The organism is Streptomyces violaceus, from assembly GCF_036014075.1.
Taxonomy (GTDB): Bacteria; Actinomycetota; Actinomycetes; order Streptomycetales; family Streptomycetaceae; genus Streptomyces; species Streptomyces violaceus.
This window is the reverse complement of the sequence record NZ_CP107911.1, coordinates 7,936,146-7,951,061: the sequence shown is the minus strand read 5'-3', so window position 1 is coordinate 7,951,061 and position 14,916 is coordinate 7,936,146. Positions and strand designations below refer to the sequence as shown.

9 protein-coding genes and 2 pseudogenes are annotated in these 14,916 nt (G+C 69.5%); 6 read left to right on the top strand and 5 right to left on the bottom strand.

Going from position 1 to position 14,916, the window contains the following annotated elements:
• The first annotated feature begins 321 nt into the window (after window positions 1-321).
• The 3 genes from OG542_RS35860 (at window position 322) to adh (ending at window position 4,550) form a co-directional block, all read left to right on the top strand.
• Window positions 322-810 carry a hypothetical protein gene (locus OG542_RS35860; protein WP_328418240.1) on the top strand — a complete coding sequence of 163 codons (489 nt, stop codon included), beginning with the start codon at window positions 322-324 and terminating at the stop codon, window positions 808-810.
• A gap of 844 nt (window positions 811-1,654) precedes the next feature.
• Complete coding sequence (locus OG542_RS35855) at window positions 1,655-2,896, top strand: transcriptional regulator (RefSeq protein WP_328416391.1); 1,242 nt, start codon at window positions 1,655-1,657, stop codon at window positions 2,894-2,896.
• 136 nt (window positions 2,897-3,032) lie between these two features.
• On the top strand, window positions 3,033-4,550 hold the full coding sequence (adh, locus tag OG542_RS35850; protein ID WP_328416389.1) for an aldehyde dehydrogenase: 1,518 nt from the start codon (window positions 3,033-3,035) through the stop codon (window positions 4,548-4,550).
• A 132-nt stretch (window positions 4,551-4,682) separates the two neighbouring features.
• Here the strand turns inward: adh and OG542_RS35845 are convergent.
• Window positions 4,683-5,212, bottom strand: a pseudogene (locus tag OG542_RS35845) (recombinase RecQ); the annotation flags it as partial.
• Between the two features lie 296 nt (window positions 5,213-5,508).
• On the opposite strand from OG542_RS35845, the gene OG542_RS35840 reads away from it, so the two are divergent.
• On the top strand, window positions 5,509-6,531 hold the full coding sequence (locus OG542_RS35840) for a DNA-directed RNA polymerase subunit alpha (RefSeq protein WP_324792417.1): 1,023 nt from the start codon (window positions 5,509-5,511) through the stop codon (window positions 6,529-6,531).
• 314 nt (window positions 6,532-6,845) lie between these two features.
• On the opposite strand, the gene OG542_RS35835 is transcribed toward OG542_RS35840, so the two are convergent.
• Both OG542_RS35835 and OG542_RS35830 read right to left on the bottom strand, forming a co-directional pair.
• On the bottom strand, window positions 6,846-8,153 hold the full coding sequence (locus OG542_RS35835; protein WP_311130519.1) for an RICIN domain-containing protein: 1,308 nt from the start codon (window positions 8,151-8,153) through the stop codon (window positions 6,846-6,848).
• Window positions 8,154-8,253: 100 nt separating this feature from the next.
• Complete coding sequence (locus OG542_RS35830; RefSeq protein ID WP_328416382.1) at window positions 8,254-9,684, bottom strand: endo-1,4-beta-xylanase; 1,431 nt, start codon at window positions 9,682-9,684, stop codon at window positions 8,254-8,256.
• Window positions 9,685-10,457: 773 nt separating this feature from the next.
• On the opposite strand from OG542_RS35830, the gene OG542_RS35825 reads away from it, so the two are divergent.
• On the top strand, window positions 10,458-11,936 hold the full coding sequence (locus OG542_RS35825) for a non-reducing end alpha-L-arabinofuranosidase family hydrolase (protein WP_328416380.1): 1,479 nt from the start codon (window positions 10,458-10,460) through the stop codon (window positions 11,934-11,936).
• Window positions 11,937-12,386: 450 nt separating this feature from the next.
• Window positions 12,387-13,607: a metallophosphoesterase gene (locus tag OG542_RS35820; protein WP_328416378.1), complete on the top strand. Its 1,221-nt coding sequence runs from the start codon at window positions 12,387-12,389 to the stop codon at window positions 13,605-13,607.
• Window positions 13,608-13,726: 119 nt separating this feature from the next.
• Here OG542_RS35820 and infA read toward each other — a convergent pair whose 3' ends face one another.
• Together infA and OG542_RS35810 are read right to left on the bottom strand one after the other, a co-directional pair.
• Window positions 13,727-13,951 (bottom strand): translation initiation factor IF-1, encoded by a 225-nt coding sequence (gene infA / locus OG542_RS35815; RefSeq protein WP_328416376.1) that lies wholly within the window; start codon window positions 13,949-13,951, stop codon window positions 13,727-13,729.
• Window positions 13,948-14,740: pseudogene (locus tag OG542_RS35810) on the bottom strand (GNAT family N-acetyltransferase). The gene infA and the pseudogene OG542_RS35810 overlap by 4 nt, the downstream one beginning before the upstream one ends.
• Window positions 14,741-14,916 lie beyond the last annotated feature (176 nt).

Genomic DNA, 14,916 nt, shown 5'->3' with positions numbered 1-14,916 from the left:
CCGGCGACGGCGGTCCATCAGCCCCGCGCGCTCCCCGAGTTCTCCCCGAGTCGTTCATCGGCCAGTGGCCGGTTTCATATGGGCGGCATGGACGCGCACGGAGTTGACTGCGGCCTTACGTGATGCGTCTTCGAGTGCCCTCTTTCGACCGGGACATGCACGACCCAAACGCCAGGCCGCGCCACCCCTTCCGGCGCCTAGAAATATCTACGAGCATGGCTGGGGCCGGACCGGCACCGCGGATCTCCCGGATCCCCGCGGGCCACCGGCCCGTGTCCCGCGTGCGTCTTCGGGGGCGCGCCGACTGTGCCTGGGGTGGCCATGCAGAGCGTCATGTGGAAGCAAGCCGTCGAGTGGCTCGCCGCAGCCGCCACGGACCCCCAGGAGTGCAAGCGGGAGTGGGACTACGGCACGGGCACGGTTCTCGTGGAGGCCGGGCGGTACTGGGACGTGCTGAGCGTTCCCGACCGGCTCGGCCTGCTCGCCCTGGACTACCTGTGGCGCGACCCGCTGAAGGTGCCCGGCCCCACCCTGGTGGACTGCATGGCGCGCAGAGTGGGCTTCTTCCTGCCGCCCGACCCTGTCAGTGAGTGGGTCGGGTTCGGTGTCCGGCACGTCGGCCGTGGTTCCTGGGTCGCGGTACCCCCGCCGCACCGGCCCGCCGGCCGTCTGGAGTGGCTCGTCCCGCCGGACGGCACCGGCGCCCTGCACTCCCCCGGCACACTCGAGTCGGCCCTGCGCGAGGCGACGGGCACCCTCGCGGTACTGGCACCGGTCAGCGCGGAGCCGGTGGCACTTGACGGCTGGTGAGACGGACGCCGGCAGGACCGGCCGGGGTTGCCGGGGTCCGCTCGGCGACCGGGCCCGCAGGCCGACCAGGGGTCGGATGTACTGCGGGAGGCGCGACCGGGCCTGTGCGCCGTCCCGGGGTCGGATGTACAGCGGGAGGCACGACCGGGCCTGTGCGCCGCCCCGGGGTCGGATGTACAGCGGGAGGCACGACCGGGCCTGTGTGCCGCCCCGGGGTCGGATGTACAGCGGGAGGCACGACCGGGCCTGTGCGCCGACCGGGGGTCGGGGGAACCCCGGCAGAGCCGACCGGGCCCGTGTGGCGGCCGGCGGCCGGTTGCGCGGAGGAGGGGGCGACCGGGCCCAGGTGCGGGCCGGTGTTCCAGGCGGGGACGGCGGTCCAGGTCTCGCTCTCGGTCGGCGCGGCGAAGGAGACCCACTGGCCGTCACGGTGCTCCGGGACGGTGTGGCCCCTCGCCTCCCATTCGGCGACCAGGGCCGCGTAGATCGGCGGATGGCCCGAGTATCCGCTGGTGAGTTCGGCGTACGGCCGGGGCGCGGCGTCGTTCCCGAGCAGGCGCCGCGCCGTCGCAGTGCTGTCCATGCCAGGGCAACGCGACGCCGCGCGCCGGTGGTACGCGGTCGGGACCGCGTCCGTCGGGTCGAGTGAACCCGTCACCCGTACGGCGGCACGCGGGGTCCGGACAAACATCCAGTCAGGCGGTCGCCCGTTCAGAGCAGCGTCGCTTCCCGGCCAGTCATCGAGGCCCCCGGACCCCGGTCCGCCGGTTTCCTCGACCGGGGCCCGGCGCATCCGGTAACACTGACCTCACGCCGAGAACCGGTACGACGGCAGGGAGAGGCCATGTCACAGCGCCCTGACCTCCGGCAGCGCAGGGCCGTGCTGGAGCACGAGTGGTCCCACTGGGTACCGCGGCTGAGCGTCCCCGGCACGCGGCCGGGCGGCAGCGCGGCGTTGCGCCACGAGGTGACCGAGTCCTGGGCGCGTTCGCTGGGCAGTGTGGACCCCGGCCGGGACAGCGCCCCGGTCACCGACGGCGGCCCGGTGCACCATCGTTGGACGTCCTCGCCGCTGTACCGGCCGGTCTCCGGCCTCGCCGGCGAACTGCACTGCATCGCCGAGGACGCCGGTTTCGTCACGGCGGTCACCGACGAGTCCGGCACCATCCTGTGGACCTGCGGCGGCCCGACCATGCGCCGCCGGGCCGAGCGGGTCAACTTCGCGCCCGGCGGCCGGTGGGACGAGCAGGCCATGGGCACCAACGCCCTGTCCCTCGCACTGCGTACCGGCCGTCCCAGTTCCGTCTTCTCGGCCGAACACCTGGTGTCGGCCCTGCACGGCTGGGTCTGCTACTGCGCCCCCGTGCACGGCCCAAACGGCCGGGTCCTCGGCGTACTGGACCTGTCCACCACCTGGGACCGCTCGCACCCCCTGGCCATGTCCACCGTGCGGACGCTGGTGTCCACCATCGAGGCCCGCCTCACGACGGAATACGACCGCCCGGGCCAGCTGAGCCGGCTGTCCCGGCTGCGGCTCACCTGCCTGGGCGCCGATCAGGCAGTGCGGGAAGGCCGTCACCTCCCCCTGCGCCCACGCCAGTTGGAGATCCTGACCCTGCTCTCGCTCGAACCCGACGGCTTCTCCCCGGAGCGGCTGCGCGCCGCCCTGTACGGCGACCGGCCGGTCACCGCGTCCACCTTCAAGGCGGAGATCTCCCACCTGCGCCGCGCCCTCGACGGCGGCATCGCCCCCCGCCGCTACGCCCTGACGATCCCGGTGTCCTGCGACGCCGCCGATGTCCTGCGGGCGCTGGAGCAGGGCGACACGGACACCGCTCTGCGCCACTACGGCGGTCCGCTGCTCCCCCGTTCCGAGGCACCCGGCATCGAGGAGTGGCGGACCCGCCTCGAGGTGGCCGTGCGCGAGGCCGTTCTGGCGAGCACCCGCCCGGACCACGCCCTGCGCTACGGCGAACGGGCCCCGTACGACGCGGAGATCCACGAGCACGCGCTGCGTCTGCTCGGCCCGGACGACACCCGCCGCGCCATCGCCGCCGGCCGGCTGACCACGGCCCTGCGCGACTGACGCCTCCGCGCGACGGCCGGTCCGGTGGTCTGGCCGGCGCCAACCTTGCGCCAACCTCCGGGCAGCACAGTGAGGAGCGTCGCGAGGGCGTGGACCATCACTCACCCCTCCCCGCCCTTCACCGAGGAGAGCCGCCATGGTGTACGCGCAGCCAGGAACGGACGGCAGCATCGTCCACTTCGCCCGGCGCTACGACAACTTCATCGGCGGTGACTTCGTCGCCCCGGTCGAGGGCCGCTACTTCGAGAACCCGAGCCCCGTGACCGGCAAGGTCTTCTGTGAGGTGGCCCGCTCCTCCGCCGCCGACGTCGAACTCGCCCTGGACGCCGCGCACCGGGCGGCCGACCGGTGGGGCCGCACGTCCACCGCGGATCGCGCCGGCATCCTCAACAGGATCGCGGACCGCCTGGAAGAACACCTCGAGAAGATCGCGGTCGCTGAGACCTGGGAGAACGGCAAGCCGGTCCGCGAGACCCTGGCCGCCGACATCCCGCTGGCCGTCGACCACTTCCGGTACTTCGCCGGCGTCGTCCGCGCCCAGGAGGGCAGCATCGCGGAGATCGACGCCGATACGGTCGCGTACCACTTCCACGAGCCGCTGGGCGTGGTCGGCCAGATCATCCCGTGGAACTTCCCGATCTTGATGGCCACTTGGAAGCTGGCCCCCGCGCTGGCCGCCGGCAACTGCGTCGTCATCAAGCCGGCCGAGCAGACCCCGGTCAGCCTGCTCTACGTCATCGAACTGATCGCCGACCTGCTCCCGCCGGGCGTGGTCAACGTGGTCAACGGCTTCGGCGTCGAAGCGGGCAAGCCGCTCGCCTCCAGCCCGCGCGTGGCGAAGGTGGCGTTCACCGGGGAGACGACGACGGGACGCCTGATCATGCAGTACGCGAGCGAGAACATCATCCCGGTCACGCTGGAGCTGGGCGGCAAGAGCCCGAACATCTTCCTGCCCGACGTCATGGACGCGGACGACGACTTCCTGGACAAGGCCGTCGAGGGCTTCGTGATGTTCGCCCTCAACCAGGGCGAGGTGTGCACCTGCCCGTCCCGCGCCCTGATCCACTCCTCCATCTACGAGGACTTCATGGCCCGTTGCGTCGCACGCACGCAGGCCATCGTCGGCGGCGACCCGCTGGACCCGGACACCATGATCGGCGCACAGGCGAGCAACGACCAGTACGAGAAGATCCTTTCCTACCTCGACATCGGCAGGAAGGAGGGCGCCGAGGTCGTCACGGGCGGCAACCCCCGCGCGGTCCCCGGCCTCGGGGGCGGCTACTACATCGAGCCGACGATCTTCCGCGGCACCAACGACATGCGGATCTTCCAGGAGGAGATCTTCGGCCCGGTCGTCTCGGTCATGACCTACGACTCCGTCGACGAGGCCCTGAAACTGGCCAACGACACGCTGTACGGCCTGGGCGCCGGCGTCTGGACCCGCGACGGCAACACGGCGTACCGCCTGGGCCGCGAGATCAAGGCCGGCCGGGTATGGACCAACTGCTACCACGCGTACCCGGCACACGCGGCGTTCGGCGGCTACAAGAAGTCCGGGATCGGCCGCGAGACGCACAAGATGATGCTGGATCACTACCAGCAGACGAAGAACCTGTTGGTGTCGTACTCGGCGAAGAAGCTGGGCTTCTTCTAGATCCGGAGAAGGGGTGCCTGACCAGGGCAGGTACCCGTCAGGCGCCCCCTCGGCGCACATCTGTCTTCGAGCAGTAGACCCTTGGTTGGCCTGTGTGCGGGCCCACAGAGTCCGCCTACCCGGCCAACGCAAGGCGGATAGTCCGTCGGGCACGGCGAAGGAGGCGGCCAGGGCACGCAGTCGCTGGGGAGAATTGCTGCGGTGTTGCGGCGTGCTCGTCGGCTTGCGGGGTGTAGGCCAGGCTGCCCAACAGCGGGAGCCTGCCGGCCCGGGCCACTCCATCGGCCAGGTAGGCAACCAGTTGCGGGGGGGTGCGGGACGGCACGACGACGATCCCCACAGGCCGTGCCACCGCCGCTGGCCCAGCCGGCCGGCGAGCGGGCCCAGTCGGCCACCACGGTCACGCCGGCGTTCAGCACGTCGTCCGGGACCGGCCCGTCCGCCGCCTGCGTCGGCAGGATAGGCAGCCGGTTGCCCAAACTGATGTCCGACAACCTGCCCAGCTCACGCCCCGTGACCGCCTGCTGACCCGCGGGAATGCGGCCCTTGAGGTTCATGCCGACCGCAACAAGGTTGGTCGGCCACATCTTGCGGGGCTCGACTTAGGCTCCCGGCCGGTCCAGCTCGCCCGTGGCTGCCACAAGGGCCTCGGGAGAGACGGACGCGCCGAAGCCCCCGGGCACCGGCCAGCTCAGCAAGGATGGCATCGGCGTCAATGCATAGCTCCAGGTTGTCCGTACCTCCATGCAACCCGATGGCAGGGACAGTCGGCCCCCGGCCGCGATCAGCTGGAGGTCGGGGCGGAAGCCACCGCCAGGGTAGGCCCGGCATGGGGGGGCCGCGGCCATCCAGGAGGCGACGGGCGGTTCGGCGTCTGCGGAAACCCCATATCGCCCGTACCCTTCGTGGTGTCTACGGCGCCACATAGCGGGCGCAGAATCACTGGAGGCAACACCCCGTGCTGATTGCTCAGCGTCCATCCCTGACCGAAGAGGTCGTCGACGAGTTCCGCTCCCGGTTCGTGATCGAGCCGCTGGAGCCGGGCTTCGGTTACACCCTCGGCAACTCCCTCCGCCGGACCCTGCTGTCCTCGATTCCGGGTGCGGCGGTCACGTCCATCCGTATCGACGGTGTCCTGCACGAGTTCACCACCGTGCCGGGCGTCAAGGAGGACGTCACCGACCTGATCCTCAACATCAAGCAGCTGGTCGTCTCCTCGGAGCACGACGAGCCGGTCGTGATGTACCTGCGCAAGCAGGGCCCGGGTCTGGTCACCGCCGCCGACATCGCGCCTCCGGCCGGTGTCGAGGTGCACAACCCCGACCTGGTTCTGGCGACCCTGAACGGCAAGGGCAAGCTGGAGATGGAGCTGACGGTCGAGCGTGGCCGTGGCTATGTCTCCGCCGTGCAGAACAAGCAGGTCGGCCAGGAGATCGGCCGGATCCCGGTCGACTCGATCTACTCACCGGTGCTCAAGGTCACGTACAAGGTCGAGGCCACGCGTGTCGAGCAGCGGACCGACTTCGACAAGCTGATCGTCGACGTCGAGACCAAGCAGGCCATGCGTCCGCGTGACGCGATGGCGTCGGCCGGCAAGACCCTGGTCGAGCTGTTCGGTCTGGCCCGTGAGCTCAACATCGACGCCGAGGGCATCGACATGGGCCCGTCCCCGACGGACGCCGCCCTGGCCGCCGATCTGGCGCTGCCGATCGAGGAGCTCGAGCTCACCGTCCGCTCCTACAACTGCCTCAAGCGCGAGGGCGTCCACTCCGTGGGTGAACTCATGGCTCGCTCCGAGGCGGACCTGCTCGACATCCGCAACTTCGGTGCGAAGTCGATCGACGAGGTCAAGGCGAAGCTGGCCGGCATGGGCCTGGGCCTGAAGGACAGCCCGCCCGGATTCGACCCGACCGCCGCCGCGGACGCCTTCGGCGCGAACAACGACACGGACGCCGGCTTCGTGGAGACCGAGCAATACTGAACGCCTGCGCCGCACCGGTCATAGAGGCACTCAGACGCTGAAGCCAAGGGGTGCTGCCTCCGCCGCCACGCCACGTGTGGGGAAACCACTGTGTGCCGCATGGGCTCGGCGATCGCCGCGCAAACGCCCAATCCTGCCACGGCTATGACAGCTGTCTCGGCCAAGGCCGCCGAGATCACCGCCACCGTCGCCCTCGTTCAGCGGAGCCGCGGACGTGGCGGCCTGCGAGGCCGTGTACCGGGCGGGCGAGACCTCCCTCCGCGAGACGGAGTGGAGCCAGGATGACCCTGGCTCCACTCCGTGGTGCGGGCGTGTCACTGGAACTGTGAGAAGAACCTCCAGATCTCTGCTTTGGTCCAGGTGGTGACGCCGCTTTCGCCGGAGGAGCCGTCGACCGGGCCGGGTATGTGGCCTCCGTCGAACGCGGCCCATTGGACCGGGTATCCGGCACGGCAGCCCGAGTAGGTGGTGGTGATGTGCGTTCGGCTGCCCGGAGCGGGCTCGCGCGGGCTTTGGGCAGTGCAGCCGTTGTTGGCGACGAACTTGTCGCGCAGGGACCGTCCTTGCCCGATGCTGAGGACGTTGTCGCTGATGCCGTGGATTCCGAAGTAGGCGATGGGCTGGTTACCGCCGCTGCACCCGCTGATCTGAGCGCCGGAGATGACCGCGACGGCCCTGAAGACGTTCGCCCGGCTACATGCGAGTGCGTAGCTCATACCGCCGCCCCAGCTGAATCCCGTGGCGAAACGCTGTGCCGGGTTGACACAGAGGGCGCCCTCGATTCGCCGGATCATGTCGTCGACGAAGGTGATGTCCTCACCGCCCGAATTGGCCCAGCCGTTGCCGAGGCCCTGGGGGGCGACGAGGATCGCACCGTTGTTCGACTGTTCCTGTTGGCCGTAGTAGGACCAGGCGTTCCCGCTCGTGCCGCCCGAGGCGACGTCGCCGGCGGTTCCGCCCCGCCAGTGGAACGCGAAGATCAGCCGGTAGCGGTGGCTGTTGTCGTAGTTGGCGGGAACCCTGAGGATGAAGCTGCGGCTCTTGCCGCCGCTTTGAATCGTGTGCGTACCGCTCGTCAGAGCCGGGGCGCTGCCGCATCCGCCGCCGCCACCGCCACCGGACGACAGCTTGACCATCTGCCATTGCTGGTTGGCGCCGCCCCAGTCGGAGTACTGGACGACGTTGCCGCCGTCGGCGGTGGAGGCGCCCTGCACCTCCACCGCCTTGCTGCTGGTGCGGTTGATCAGCCGGACGTGGCCCGCGTCGGAGTCGGCCAGGCGGAACTGCTGGTTGGCCCCGTTGTGGTCGGCCCACTGCTGGATCGCGGCACCGTCCGCGGTCGAGGCGCCGGCCACGTCGAGAACCTTGCCCGAATGCCGGGCCTTGAGGCGGTAGAAGCCGCCGCCGGAGTCCACGAACTGCCACTGCTGGTTGGCTGCGTCGTTGCGGGTCCACTGGCCGACCCGCGCGCCGTCGGCGGTGGACGTGCCGGAGACGTCCAGCGCCTTGCCGCTGTTGCGATTGACCAGGACGTACCAGGCATTGGTGTCCACCGTCGCCGCCTCGGCGGGCGCCGGATTCACCGCGGTGAGCATGCCGATCGCGAGGGTCGCCGCCACCACGGCGGCGAGCCGGGACCACCAGCGATGTCTGCGTGGAGGGACGAGAGAAGCCGCACCGTAGGTCTTCATCGATCCACCCTTTCGTCTGTGGCAGGTCCCATCAGGTGCGGGTCCAGCGTTGGTTGCTCCCGTTCGAGCAGGAGTAGAGCTGGATCAGGGTGCCGTTGGCGGTGCCGCTTGCGACGGCGTCGAGACAGAGGCCGGACTGGACGCCGACGATGGATCCGTCGGAGTTGAAACGCCATTTCTGGTTGTCGCCGCCCCAGCAGCTGTAGATCTGGACTTTGGTGCCGTTGCCGGTGCCGGCGGCGTCCAGGCACTTGTTGCCGTAGACCCTGAGCTCGCCCGCGGCGGTGTAGGCCCACTGCTGGTTGGTGCGGCTGTTGCAGTCCCACAGGTTGAGCTGGGTGCCGTCGGTGGTACTGGTGCCGGGCACGTCCAGGCAGCGGCCCGAACCGACGCCCTTGATCGGTCCGCCGTCCGGAGGGGGCGTGGTGGAGCCGCCGTTGAGTGCGTTGAGGACGGCGGTGTAGGCGGGCTTCTTGCTGCCGTTGCCGTTGAACAGCAGCGGCGTGTCCCCCGGTCGCCAGGAGTCGGTGTCGCGCACTCCCCAGACGGTGATGCCGAGGCAGCGCGGGACGGCCAGGCAGTCGTTGGTCACGTTGGCGTAGGTCGAGGCCGGGGCGCCCTGGATGTCGAGTTCGGTGATGGCCACGTCGACGCCGAGGGCGGCGAAGTTCTGCAGGGTGGTGCGGAAGTTGCTGTTGTAGGGGCTGCCGCTGTTGAAGTGCGACTGGAAGCCGACGCAGTCGATCGGCACGCCGCGCTGCTTGAAGTCGCGGACCATGCGGTACATGGCCTGGGTCTTGGCCCAGGTCCAGTTCTCGACGTTGTAGTCGTTGTAGCAGAGCTTGGCGGCCGGGTCGGCGGCGCGCGCGGTGCGGAAGGCGACCTCGATCCAGTCGTTGCCGGTGCGCTGCAGGTTGGAGTCGCGTCGAGCTCCCGAATTACCGTCCTCGAAGGCCTCGTTCACGACGTCCCACTGGACGATCTTGCCCTTGTAGTGGGCCATCACGCCGTTGATGTGGCCGATCATCGCCTGGCGCAGGTTGCTGCCGCTGAGGCTCTGCATCCAGCCGGGCTGCTGGGAGTGCCAGGCCAGGGTGTGACCGCGCACCTGCTTGCCGTTCTGCACCGCCCAGTTGTAGACGCGGTCGCCGGCGGTGAAGTTGAACTGGCCCCGCTGCGGTTCGGTGGCGTCGATCTTCATCTCGTTCTCGGCCGTCACCGAGTTGAACTCACGGCCCGCGATGCTCGTGTACGCCGAGTCGCCCAGCCTGCCCGAGGCGATGGCGGTGCCGAAGTAGCGGCCGCTCTGCGCCGCCGCGGCGCCGAGCGTGTTCTCGGCGGCCTGTGCGGGCGGTGGCGCGACCAGTGCGGCGGCCGCACCGAGGACGCCGACGACCAGCGCCAACAGCAGGCCGCGGATCTTCCGGCGGATAACGGGTCTGGTAAGGGCATACGAGCCCATGACTGTGCCTCCAAGGTAGAACTCACGGAAGGACTGAAGCGCAAGGGAATGCGTCGTCCGCTCCCACTCGGCAGACGGACGGGGCGGGCCGGAACCCGGGCAGCACGATCACCGGACACCGCGGTCATGGGACCGGGACGATCTCGACCGGCCCGGACGGCACCCGGTCGGCCGTCGGGTGACGTACGGCGGGCTGCGGCGGTGTTTCGACACAGGCATGGGGGCACTCCATCGCGGCTCAGCCGGGGGGCCGCCACGCGACTCGCGCACCTCTCCGACTGCGCGAACAGCCTGGATGCGCTGGAGCGAACCTCACCGGAACGAAACGGGGTGGCGCAGGTGCTTCGGTGCGCGGATCTGTGGTGCAGCTGTGCGTGTATCTGCCGTGCGGCACAGATTGCCCAGGGCCGACGTGGTTCGACATCTCGAACCATGGCCGCTTTCTCAGACAGGGATGATTGAGGTTTTGACGATGGATCGTCAATACTCTCCGCAGAAGAAGTTTCGATTGCTCCCCCGAAACATTCGGCAATCCCGGCGGGCCGGACGACGAACCCCGGCGCTGCCGTCGACGGAGCCGTAGGCCGGGGCGAGACGCTGTTTGTGGACAGATCGGCGACAGGCCTTGACCAGAGGGCCCCGCATTCCTAGCTTGTGGCGTCAAAGCTTCCGGGAATTCCTCGAAACGTTTCGAGACCGTCCTCGCTCCCGGCAGTCCGCTCCACGGTTCCTCGGGGTCACCTCACCCCCCGCCCCCAAAGGAGTGCCCTCTGATGTGGTTTCGCCACCCCTCCCCAATCCGTCTCAGACGCTTACTCGCCGTTCTCGCGCCGCTGCTGCTCGTGGCCACCTTCCTCGGTGCCCAGCCCGCCGGCGCGGCGACCGTAGACCCCAACGCCTCGTATGTGCTGGTCAACCGCAACAGCGGCAAGGCCCTGGACGTCTACAACCTGGCGACCAGCGACGGCGCCCGAATCACTCAGTGGACCAGGAACGACCAGAACCAGCAGCTGTGGCAGTTCGTCGACTCCGGGGGCGGCTACTACCGCATCAAGTCCCGCCACTCGGGCAAGGTGCTGAACGTCCAGAACGGGTCCGCCGCCAACGGTGGCGCGATCGTCCAGTGGACCGACATGAACAGCACCAACCAGCAGTGGCGGCTGGCCGACAGCTCGGACGGCCACGTGAGGTTCATCGCGCGCCACAGCAACAAGGCCCTCGAAGTACAAGGCGGCTCCACCGCCGACAACGCGAACATCGTCCAGTATGACGACTGGGGCGGCACCAACCAGCAGTGGCAGCTCGTCAAGGTCGGTGGCAACAACCCCGGACCGTGCGATCTTCCGTCGACCTACCGCTGGACGTCGACGGGCGCGCTGGCGCAGCCCAAGGCCGGGTGGGCCTCGCTCAAGGACTTCACCGTCGTCCCCTACAACGGCAAGCATCTCGTCTATGCGACGACACACGGCGCCCCGGGAACGGGAGTGGGCTGGGGTTCGATGAACTTCGGCCTGTTCGGCAACTGGCCGGAGATGGCCTCGGCCAGCCAGAACAAGATGTCGAACTCCGTCGTGGCACCCACGCTCTTCTACTTCGCGCCGAAGAACATCTGGGTGATGGCCTACCAGTGGGGGGGTGGGAGCGCCTTCTCCTACCGGACGTCCAGTGACCCCTCCAATCCCAATGGCTGGTCCGCACAGCAGGTGCTCTTCTCCGGAAGCATCACCGGCTCCGACACCGGCCCCATCGACCAGACGCTCATCGCCGACGGCCAGAACATGTACCTGTTCTTCGCCGGTGACAACGGCAAGATCTACCGGGCCAGCATGCCGATGGGGAACTTCCCGAGCAGTTTCGGCTCGACCTACACGACGATCATGAGCGACACGAAGAACAACCTGTTCGAAGCCCCGCAGGTCTACAAGCTCCAGGGCCAGAACCGCTACCTCATGATCGTCGAGGCGATCGGCTCGCAGGGCCGCTACTTCCGCTCGTTCACGGCAACCAGTCTGAACGGCTCATGGACACCCCAGGCCGCGACCGAGAGCAACCCCTTCGCCGGCAAAGCCAACAGCGGCGCCACCTGGACCAACGACATCAGCCATGGCGAACTGATCCGCACCAGCGCCGATCAGACCTTCACCGTCGATCCCTGCAACCTGCAGCTCCTCTACCAGGGCCGTAACCCCAACTCCGGCGGCGAGTACGGTCATTGGCCCTACCGTCCGGGTCTGCTGACACTCCGGCGCTGACGGCGTGACACGAGTCCGGCTCCGGTACGGAGCCGGCCTGGCGGGCTCGGCGGGAGGCCGAGCCCGCCAGGGTCACGCGACCACGTCAGCGCGCATACGGCGACGAAGCGCGGGGTCGGGCAACGCTCACCAACCCGAGGGCCATCCCGTAACGCGGTGCCGCCGCCGGTGGCGCTTGCCAACGGTCCAGGCGCACCGGTCCCATACTCGCCATCATCGGCTTGGACCATCCATCGTCCCGCCGGCGCGCGCTCCGCCGGCGGCAGTGCCGAGCCGGAGCGGTAGCGCCCTGATCAAGGCTCATGCCGAGGGAGGCGTCTGCGGCGGAGTCCTGCCATCCCGCAGAGAACCCTTCGCCCCAAGGGGCCACGCTGATATACGCCGGTCGGGCCGGCCCGAGGGCGACCGGATACAGTGCGCGAGACGGCAGCCTGGGCAGGGAGCGGAAGCGTGACGGACACCAGCAACACCCGACCCGCCGACAGCGAAGCGCAAGCTCCGCGGCAGAGCCGACTGCACCGCCTGATGCGCTACCTCCCCCTGATCGCCCCCGTCCTGCTGTGGGCCGTGCCCTGCTGGGTGCTCCTGCACACCGGCCAGCACTGGCCGGTGCCCGTCACGCTGGCCGGCACCGTCCTGTTCGCCCTCGGCCTCGTCGGTATGCCGCTCGCGATGGTGCGCGGCCACGGCCGGCGCCAGCAGGACCGGGCGGCGATCGTCGGTGACACCCTGCTGGGCACCAGCTGGGTTCTGTTCACCTGGTCCATTCTGCTCGGCGTCCTGTTGCGGCTGGCCCTGACCGTGGCCGGCGTCGGCGAGGGTCAGGGCCGGGCCCGAATCGTCACTTGGGCCGTCCTCGGCGTAACCGCCGTACTGCTCGCCTGGGGGTACGCCGAGGCCCGTCGCGTGCCGCGCGTGCGCCGACTCGACGTGCAGCTCCCAAGGCTGGGTGCCGGGTTGGACGGCACCCGCGTCGTCCTCATCACCGACACCCACTACGGCCCGCTCGATCGCACGCGCTGGTCGGCGCGGGTATGCGAGACGGTGAACACTCTGGAAGCCGACCTGGTCTGCCACACCGGCGACATCGCGGACGGCACGGCCGAACGCCGCCGCGCCCAGGCCGTCCCACTCGGTACCGTGCGGGCCACCCGGGCCCGTGTCTACGTCACCGGCAACCACGAGTACTACAGCGAGGCCCAGGGCTGGGTCGACCTGATGGGCGAACTGGGCTGGGAGCCGCTGCGCAACCGCCATCTCCTGCTCGAACGCGGAGGCGACACCCTCGTGGTCGCCGGCGTGGACGACGTCACCGCCGAGTCCTCCGGCCTGGCAGGCCACCGCGCCCACCTCGCCGGAGCCTTGAACGGCGCCGATCCCGACCTGCCCGTCCTGCTCTTGGCACACCAGCCCAAGTTCATCGACCGGGCGGCAGCCGACGGCATCGACCTCCAGCTCTCCGGCCACACCCACGGCGGCCAGATCTGGCCCTTCCATCACCTGGTCCGCCTCGACCAGCCCGCCCTGGCCGGCCTCAGCCACCACGGCGCCCGCACCCTCCTCTACACCAGCCGCGGCACCGGCTTCTGGGGCCCGCCGTTCCGCGTCTTCGCCCCCAGCGAGATCACCCTGCTCGTGCTCCGCTCCCCGCACCTGCCCACCTCGCCGTAGCACCGGGCGGGCCAACACATCCGCTTGGAGCAGTTGACGAGACAAGGGGTGCGGCGTGGACGGATGACCACGCCCGTCTCACTGAGGACAAGATCCGGGTTATTCCCGGCCGACCGCCGCTAGTTCCGGTACCGGAACACGATCCGGCCGCGCGTCAGGTCGTACGGCGGGAGCTCCACCAGCACCCGGTCCTCCAGCATGATCTTGATGTAGTTCTTGCGGATCTTCCCGCTGATGTGCGCGAGCACCTGGTGGCCGTTCTCGCGCTCCACGGTGAACATGGCGCTGCGCAGGCACTCGACGACCTTGCCCTCGACTTCGACGACGTTCTTGTTCTTCGTCATCGCACCAGCTCCAGGTTGCTGCTCATCGGCCGGGCGCCGATGCCCTCGAACAGGGCCGAGGCCGCTTGATTGGGCTCTTGGACTTCGGTCCAGGCCGCGGCGAACCCGGAGCGGTGCATCGTCCCCAGCGCGTGGGCCAGCAGCGCCCGCGCGATGCCACGGCGCCGCTCGCCGGCCCGGACCGCGACCAGCCCGATGCGCGGCCGGTTCACCGTCACCACCCGGATCAGACCCAGATAGCGGTCCGGCGCCGCGGCGACCGCGTACTTCGACGGGTCGACGAGGGGTGTCGCCTTCGGCGCGGGGAATCACCTCCGCGGGCATCGACTGCCACCCGACGGCCGCCTCGACTTCGCCACGGATCGCGCGGTCCACCGCCCGCAGCAGGCCCTCGTCCGCCTGACCGGCGGGCACGATGGTGACGCCCGAAGGCGGCAGGACTGCTTCGAGCCCTGTGACCCGCGGGTCGGTCGGCACGACGTACTCCCACTCGCGGCGCCGGATCGTGAAACCGGCCCGCCGCCAGCCGGCCGTCAGCTCGACGTCGGCTTCGTCGACCACCGTGTACAGCGGCGCCGGCAGTTCCGCCAGCATCGCCTCGGCGAGCCGGTCGAAGGTGGCGTCGCGCCAGGCGTCGATGCTGACGAACAAGCGTCCGTCGGGCCGGTGCTCCGCATGCCCTCGGCCGACCACCAGGTCGTCATCCAGTGCATGCCATTGCCTGTCCGCGACGCGCGTGATCATCACCGCGTTCCCGCTCAGGCCAGATGTGAATGGCTTCGTGTTCATCGGAGTCTCCTTCGAGGAGTGCCTGATCTCAGGCGCTCCTGGCGACACCGGACGTCAGCCGTCGGACCGTGACGGGTTGAGGGAGCACCCATGGGTAACTGTGTTCACGGGGCTCACCTCCATACGACGATTTCACGGTCCACCGAGAAAATAGCAGCGGGGCGCCGCCTCGCTCA

Coding starts and splice junctions, on each gene's coding strand:
- OG542_RS35860 (WP_328418240.1), top strand. CDS start 322: ATGCAGAGCGTCATGTGGAAGCAAGCCGTCGAGTGGCTCGCCGCAGCC.
- OG542_RS35855 (WP_328416391.1), top strand. CDS start 1,655: ATGTCACAGCGCCCTGACCTCCGGCAGCGCAGGGCCGTGCTGGAGCAC.
- adh (WP_328416389.1), top strand. CDS start 3,033: ATGGTGTACGCGCAGCCAGGAACGGACGGCAGCATCGTCCACTTCGCC.
- OG542_RS35830 (WP_328416382.1), bottom strand. CDS start 9,684: ATGGGCTCGTATGCCCTTACCAGACCCGTTATCCGCCGGAAGATCCGC.
- OG542_RS35825 (WP_328416380.1), top strand. CDS start 10,458: ATGTGGTTTCGCCACCCCTCCCCAATCCGTCTCAGACGCTTACTCGCC.
- infA (WP_328416376.1), bottom strand. CDS start 13,951: ATGACGAAGAACAAGAACGTCGTCGAAGTCGAGGGCAAGGTCGTCGAG.